The sequence below is a fragment of the Micromonospora sp. NBS 11-29 genome, assembly GCF_002140155.1.
Classification (GTDB): domain Bacteria; phylum Actinomycetota; class Actinomycetes; order Mycobacteriales; family Micromonosporaceae; genus Micromonospora.
The window spans coordinates 1-6758 of the sequence record NZ_NAPR01000022.1; the positions used below are offsets into that span (position 1 = coordinate 1).

Consider the following 6758-nt stretch of genomic DNA (forward strand, 5'->3'; position numbering starts at 1 on the left):
CCCACCCGTACCGGGCGGCGGCGTCGTCGGGCTCGGCGGCGGGGTGGTCGGGCTCCCCGGCGTCGTCGGCGGGGGCGTGTTGCTCCCACCGGCGTTCAACGCGTTGAGCACCGAGGTGTACGCGGCCTTCTTGTTTCCGGAGCAGTCGAAGAGCAGCGCGTTGTCCGAGCCGCGCCACGAGTCGCAGTCGCGCACGCCCCACACGGTGATGCCGGTGCAGCGCGACACCGCCAGGCAGGAGCGGGTGACCGTGCCGAAGATGTTCGCCTGGTTGCCGCCGGTCATCACGTCCAGCTCGGTGATCTGCACGTCCACGCCGAGGTCGGCGAAGCGCTGGAGGTTGGCCTGGTAGTCGCCGGGGATCGTGGTGCCCAGGTGCGACTGGAAGCCGACGCAGTCGATCGGCACGCCACGGGACTTGAAGTCCCGCACCATGTTGTAGATGCCGGTCGACTTCGCGTTGACCCCGTCGGTGTTGTAGTCGTTGTAGCACAGCTTCGCGCCCGGGTCGGCGGCCCGCGCGGCCCGGAAGGCCGCCTCGATCCAGTCGTTGCCGGTGCGCTGGAGGTTGGAGTCACGGCGTCCGCCGCTGCCCCCGTCGGCGAACGCCTCGTTCACCACGTCCCAGGCGTAGATCTGACCCTTGAAGTGGGTGGCCACCTGGGTGACGTGGTTGATCGCCGCGTTGCGCAACGCGCTGCCGGACAGGCCCTGCGCCCAGCTCGGCTGCTGGGCGTGCCAGAGCAGGGCGTGGCCGCGCACGCTCATCCCGTTCGCGCGGGCGTGGCTGACCAGCCGGTCCCCGCCGGTGTAGTTGAACCGTCCCTGCTGGGGCTCGGTGGCGTCCCACTTCATCTCGTTCTCAGCCACCACGGAGCTGAACTCGCGGTTGAGCACCGTCACGTACGTGTTGTCGGACAGCTTGTTGGTGGCGACCGCGGCGCCGAAGTAGCGGCCCTTCTCGGCCGCTGACGCGCGCAGCGTGGTGCCGGCGCTGGCGGTCGGCGCCAGCGCCACCGCCATGCCGGCGGCGAGCACGCCGGCCAACAGGCCGGTGGACAGCAAGGCTCTCGTGGGTCTCATGCAGGATTCCTCTTCCGGGTTGCAGCGGTGGTGATGCGACCAGCGCGGCTCGCCCGGAGAGCCTGCGGTGCGGTGTGCCCTGCCATCGACTGTGAGCGATAACATCGCGCCCGTCAAGTCCGGCCGGGGCGGCGCGGCCGCGCATCGTGTCGGAGCGGCCTGTTACGGTTCCGCCGCCCTTGCCGCAGCCGTACCGGAGGTTGGTGTGATCAACTCGCACGTCTCGTCGTTCGCCGGATTGCCGGTGCTGCCGTTCACACCGGGAATGGCGTTGCCGGAGGATCCGTCCGCGGTGGCGTGGCGACTGGAGGTCGAGGAGTTCGACGCCGACCCGGCCGAGTTCGCCGACCTGGTCCGCGCGATGCTCGACGAGGTGCCGGCCGAGGCGGTCCGGGCCGTGGTGGTGGGCGAGTGGGGCGAGGCCTACGAGCGTCCCCTGCCGGTCGACCTGCTGGTGGACGCCGCGTCGCGGTGGACCGGGCTGCGGGCGCTGTTCCTCGCCGACCTGGTCGGCGAGCAGTGCGAGATCTCCTGGCTGACCCACGGCGACGTCACTCCATTGCTGGCGGCGTTTCCGGCGCTTGAGGTGCTGTGGATCCGCGGCGCCCAGGGCCTGCGCCTGGAGCCGGTCCGGCACGCCGCGCTGCGCGAGCTGCGGTTCGAGTCCGGCGGCCTGCCGGCCGAGGTGGTACGGGCGGTCGCGGAGTGCGACCTGCCGGCGCTGCACCGCCTCGACCTGTGGTTCGGCGTCGCCGACTACGGCGGCGACGCCACCGTGGACGACCTGGCGACGCTGCTGGCCGGCGACCGGCTCCCGGCCTTGCGACACCTTGGGCTGTGCAACGCGCAGATCGCCGACGCGATCGCCGAGGCGGTGGCGCACGCGCCGGTCGTCGGCCGGCTGGAGGTCCTCGACCTGTCCATGGGCGTGCTCGGCGACACCGGCGCGGCGGCACTGCTGGCCGGTCAGCCGCTGACCCACCTGCGCCGGCTCGACCTGCACCACCACTTCCTGTCCGAGGAGGTGGCCGCGTCGGTGGTCGCCGCGCTGCCGGGCGTCGAGGTCGACGTCTCCGACCCGCAGAGCGCCGACAGCTACGACGGCGAGTTCTACTACTTCACCGCGGTCGGGGAGTGAGGGCGGCGGTGACATGCGGCTGACCGTCGTGGGCAACCCCGCCAACCGCCGGGTGGCGATGTTCACCCGGGCGGTACAGGACGCCGGCCTGCCCGCCCCCGACGTGCTGCCCTGGGCCGACGTGCTGACCGGGGCCGCGCCCCCGCCGGCCGGCGCGCTGGTGCGGGTGGACTCACCGGGCGAGGACCCGACCGTCGACCGGCTGCTGCGGGGCGCGTCCACGCCCGCCCGGCGCGGTGAGCTGGTCGGCCTGGCCGACGCGTACGCCGGTCTGGTCGCCGGCCTCGCCCGGGTCGCGGCCGGCGGCGCGGACCTGCTGAACGCACCCGCGGACGTCGCGGTGCTGTGTGACAAGCGGCGCTGCCACGCGGTGCTGGCGGCGGCCGACGTGCCGGTGCCGGCCGCGCTGCCGCCGGTCACCGGCTACGCCGCGTTGCGCGAGGCGATGAACGCGGCCGGTTGCCACCGTGTGTTCGTCAAGCCGGCGCACGGCTCGTCGGCCGCGGGGGTGCTCGCGCTCGCGGTCGGCCCGCGCGGCGTGCGGGCGGACACGACGGTGGAGCCCACGCCCGACGGGTTGTTCAACTCGCTGCGGGTGCGCCGGCACACCGACGAGGCGACGGTCGCCGCGATCGTCGACCGGCTGGCCCCGGACGGCCTGCACGTCGAACGGTGGCTGCCCAAGGCCGGCCTGCGCGACCGGGTGGTCGACGTGCGGGTGCTGGTGGTCGCCGGCCGGCCGACGCACGCGGTGGTCCGCGCCGCCCGAGGGCCGCTGACCAACCTGCACCTCGGCAACGCCCGGGGCGACCTCGCCGAGCTGCGGGCGGCGGCGGGGCCCACGACGTGGTCGGCGGCGATGGAGACGTGCGAACGGGTGGCCGCCTGCTTCCCCGGCTCGCTGCACGTCGGCGTCGACCTGATGTTCCTGGCCGGTTGGCGCCGGCACGCCGTCGCCGAGGTCAACGCGTTCGGCGACCTGCTGCCCGGCGTGCTGGCCGACGGCCGGGACGGCTACGCCGAGCAGGTGCACGCGCTGACCAGCGGCCGGTGGCGGCGGTGGCGGGCGGAGGTGGCCGGATGCGCGGCCTGATCGGCAGCCACGACCTGCTCCTGGTCACGCTGGACACGTTGCGCTACGACGTGGCCGCCGAGCTGGCCTCGGCGGGACGCACGCCCCGGCTCGCGCGGGCGCTGCCCGGCGGGCGGTGGGAACGGCGGCACTCCCCCGCCAGCTTCACCTACGCCGCCCACCACGCGTTCTTCGCCGGTTTCCTGCCCACCCCGACCACGCCCGGGCAGCACGAGCGGCGCTACGCGGCGGCGTTCCCGGGCAGCGAGACCGCCGGCGCCGACACCTGGGTGTTCGACGCGCCGGACCTGCCGACCGCGCTCGCCGCGGCCGGCTACCACACGCTCTGCCTGGGCGGCGTCGGCTTCTTCAACCGGCGCAGCCCGCTCGGGTCGGTGCTGCCCGACCTGTTCGCCGAGGCACACTGGGAACCGGAGTTCGGGGTCACGTCCCCCACCTGCCTGGACGCGCAGCTCGACCGGCTCGCCGAGGCGCTGACCCGGGTGCCGCCGGAAAGGCCGCTGTTCACCTTCCTCAACGTCGCCGCGCTGCACCAGCCCAACCGGCACCACCTGCCCGGCGCCGAGGTCGACAGCCGGGCCAGCCACGCCGCCGCCCTGGAGTACGTCGACGGGCGGGTCGACCGGTTGTTCCGGCTGGTGACCGGCCGGGGCCGGCCGGTGTTCACGATCGTCTGCTCCGATCACGGCACCGCCTACGGGGAGGACGGCCACACCGGCCACCGGATCGGCCACGACGTGGTGTGGACCGTCCCGTACGCCGATTTCGTCCTGTCCCCGGGAGCATGGTGACCAGCACCGATGTGAGCCTCGACGGCTCCGCCTACCAGCAGTACCTCTACGCCTATCCGCACAAGACGTCCTACCGGCCGCTGCGACCCCGGCCGCGCCTGGCCGACGTGTGGCGGGCCGAGGCGCGCGACGCGCTCTTCCTCTACCTGCATGTGCCGTTCTGTGAGATGCGGTGCGGCTTCTGCAACCTGTTCACCCGGGCCAACGCGCCGGCCGAGCAGGTCACCGCCTACCTGCGGCAGCTACGCCGGCAGGCCGGGCAGGTCGCCGAGGCGCTCGGCGACGACGCCGGGTTCGCCCGGGCGGCGTTCGGCGGCGGCACCCCGACCTACCTCACCGCCGACGAGTTGACCGAGCTGTTCGCCGTCGCCACCGACACGCTGGGGGCCCGCCTGCCGGGCGTACCGCTGTCGGTGGAGACGTCGCCCGCCACCGCGACGCCGGACCGGCTCCCNGTCCCGGGTGAGCATCGGCGTGCAGAGCTTCCTCGACGTCGAGGCGCGCGCCGCCGGCCGGCCGCAGCGCCGCGCCGAGGTGGAGGCGGCGCTGACCGCGATCCGCGACGCGCGGATCCCGGTGCTCAACATCGACCTGATCTACGGCATCGACGGGCAGACCGCCGACACGTGGCGGCAGAGCCTCGACGCGGCGCTGGCCTGGCGGCCGGAGGAGTTGTTCCTCTACCCGCTCTACGTCCGGCCGCTGACCGGCCTCGGCCGGCGCGCGCACGCCCGCGCCGACTGGGACGCCCAACGGCTCGCGCTCTACCGGCAGGCGGTGGAGACGCTCGGCGCGGCCGGCTACCGGCAGGAGTCGATGCGCCAGTTCCGCCGCGCCGACGCGCCGACGCCGGACGGTCCGGGCTACTGCTGCCAGGACGACGGCATGGTCGGGCTGGGCTGCGGCGCCCGCTCCTACACCACCGCGCTGCACTACTCGTTCGACTACGCGGTGAGCGTGACGCAGGTGCGCGCGGTCCTCGACGACTACCTGGCCCGCCCGGCCGGCGACTTCGCGTACGCCGAGTTCGGCTTCCACCTCGACGGCGCGGAGCAGCGCCGCCGCTGGCTGCTCACGTCGCTGCTACGCGCCGACGGGGTGGACGCCGACGCCTACCGGGCCCGCTTCGGACGCCCACCGGCCGACGACTTCCCGCAGCTCGGCCACCTCGTCGAGCGGGGCTGGGCGACCGACGGCGGGCTGCGGCTCACCGCCGCCGGGTTGGCCCGCTCCGACGCCGTCGGCCCGTGGCTCACCTCCGCCGAGGTCCGGCACGCGATGAGCGGGTACGCGTTGCGGTGAACCTGTCGATCCTCTACCGCGGGCCGTTGGCGAGCTGCAACTACGACTGTCCCTACTGTCCGTTCGCGAAGCGGCACGACCCACCGGAGCTGCTGCGGGCCGACCGGGCGGCGCTGGCCCGGTTCACCGACTGGGTCGCCGCGACCACCGACGCGCGGCTGTCGGTGCTGTTCACGCCGTGGGGCGAGGCGCTGACCCGGAGCTGGTACCGGGACGCGATGGTGTCGCTGTCGCACCTGCCGCATGTGGAGCGGGTGGTGGTGCAGACCAACCTGGCCGCCCGCGTCGACTGGCTGGCCGAGGCCGACGCCGGCGCGGCCGCGCTCTGGGCGACCTACCACCCGGGGCAGGTCGACCGGGCGCGGTTCCTGCGCCGCTGCACCCGCCTGACCGAGCTGGGCGTCCGCTACTCGGTCGGGGTGGTCGGCCTGCCGGAGCACCTGGACGAGGCGCGGGCGCTGCGCGCCGCGTTGCCGCCCACGGTCCACCTGTGGGTCAACGCCGCCGAGGGCCACCGATACAGCGCCGCCGAGGAGGCGACGTGGACCGCGCTGGACCCGCACTTCGGCTACAGCGTCCGCCCGCACCTGTCCCTCGGCCGCCCGTGCCACGCCGGGGAGACCGCCGTCTCGGTGGCGGGCGACGGCACGGTCCGTCGCTGCCACTTCATCCCCACCCCGATCGGCAACCTCTACGACGGGTCGTGGCGGGCCGCCCTGACGCCCCGGGCGTGCGGCAACGCCGTCTGCGACTGCCACATCGGGTACGTCCACCTGAAGCCGCTCGGCCTGCGTGACGTCTTCGCCGGCGGGGTGCTGGAGCGGATCCCGGCCGCCTGGCCGCCGCCGGCCTCGACGCCGCGCTGACGGTTGGGCGAAACAGCTCCTCCCATTGACAGACTGTTATGTTAACGCAAACATCTATGAGTGCCGCTTCACGAGGGCACCGGGAGCCCAGCACCTCACACCGCCGCCGGTCCAGGGCAGACCGGCGCTGCTCCGACTGGCTGACCGAGGGACGACAGGGCTGCTGTCGACACCCGCTACACATCATACGAATGATGTGAACGTTAACTTCCCTCGGTTGGTCATCGCCACCCCCACCCACGGACCGGGAGGCCCCTGTGCGACTCATGCACCATCCCCGCCGCCGGGCGACGTTGATCGCCGCCGCCACCACGCTCACCCTCACCACCGCCGGCCTCACCGCCACCCAACTGCCCGCCGCGGCCGCCACCGGCTGCGCGGTCACCTACACCGTCTCGTCGTCCTGGCCCGGCGGGTTCGGCGCGAACGTCACCGTCACCAACCTCGGCGACCCGCTCACCAGCTGGCGCCTGACCTGGACGTTC

Annotated in this window: 7 protein-coding genes; 6 read left to right on the top strand and 1 reads right to left on the bottom strand. The window is 73.9% G+C overall.

Features of this window, described 5'->3' with window-relative positions; genetic code table 11:
• Window positions 1-1083 (bottom strand): endo-1,4-beta-xylanase (locus B1205_RS23835; protein ID WP_089157755.1); only part of this gene is annotated, 1083 nt, incomplete at its 3' end.
• Window positions 1084-1288: 205 nt separating this feature from the next.
• Between B1205_RS23835 and B1205_RS23840 the strand changes: the two genes are divergently transcribed.
• From B1205_RS23840 to B1205_RS32250, 6 genes are all read left to right on the top strand, one after another.
• Window positions 1289-2221, top strand: a complete 933-nt coding sequence (locus B1205_RS23840; protein WP_089157646.1) for an STM4015 family protein — start codon at window positions 1289-1291, stop codon at window positions 2219-2221.
• Window positions 2222-2234: 13 nt separating this feature from the next.
• Window positions 2235-3314, top strand: coding sequence for an STM4014 family protein (locus tag B1205_RS23845; protein ID WP_089157647.1), 1080 nt, complete (start codon window positions 2235-2237; stop codon window positions 3312-3314).
• Window positions 3302-4105 carry an STM4013/SEN3800 family hydrolase gene (locus B1205_RS23850; protein WP_089157756.1) on the top strand — a complete coding sequence of 268 codons (804 nt, stop codon included), beginning with the start codon at window positions 3302-3304 and terminating at the stop codon, window positions 4103-4105. The genes B1205_RS23845 and B1205_RS23850 overlap by 13 nt, the downstream gene beginning before the upstream one ends.
• Window positions 4106-4567: 462 nt before the next feature.
• A complete protein-coding gene (locus B1205_RS32245; protein ID WP_254910154.1) occupies window positions 4568-5407 on the top strand; it encodes an STM4012 family radical SAM protein in 840 nt (279 codons plus the stop codon).
• Window positions 5404-6273 carry an STM4011 family radical SAM protein gene (locus B1205_RS23860; protein WP_089157648.1) on the top strand — a complete coding sequence of 290 codons (870 nt, stop codon included), beginning with the start codon at window positions 5404-5406 and terminating at the stop codon, window positions 6271-6273. The genes B1205_RS32245 and B1205_RS23860 overlap by 4 nt, the downstream gene beginning before the upstream one ends.
• Before the next feature lie 266 nt (window positions 6274-6539).
• A partial coding sequence (locus B1205_RS32250) for a cellulose binding domain-containing protein (protein ID WP_254910175.1) occupies window positions 6540-6758 on the top strand: 219 nt, incomplete at its 3' end.

Excerpts from the sequence above, each read along its gene's own strand:
- B1205_RS23845 (WP_089157647.1), top strand. The coding sequence starts at position 2,235 with ATGCGGCTGACCGTCGTGGGCAACCCCGCCAACCGCCGGGTGGCGATG.
- B1205_RS23850 (WP_089157756.1), top strand. The coding sequence starts at position 3,302 with ATGCGCGGCCTGATCGGCAGCCACGACCTGCTCCTGGTCACGCTGGAC.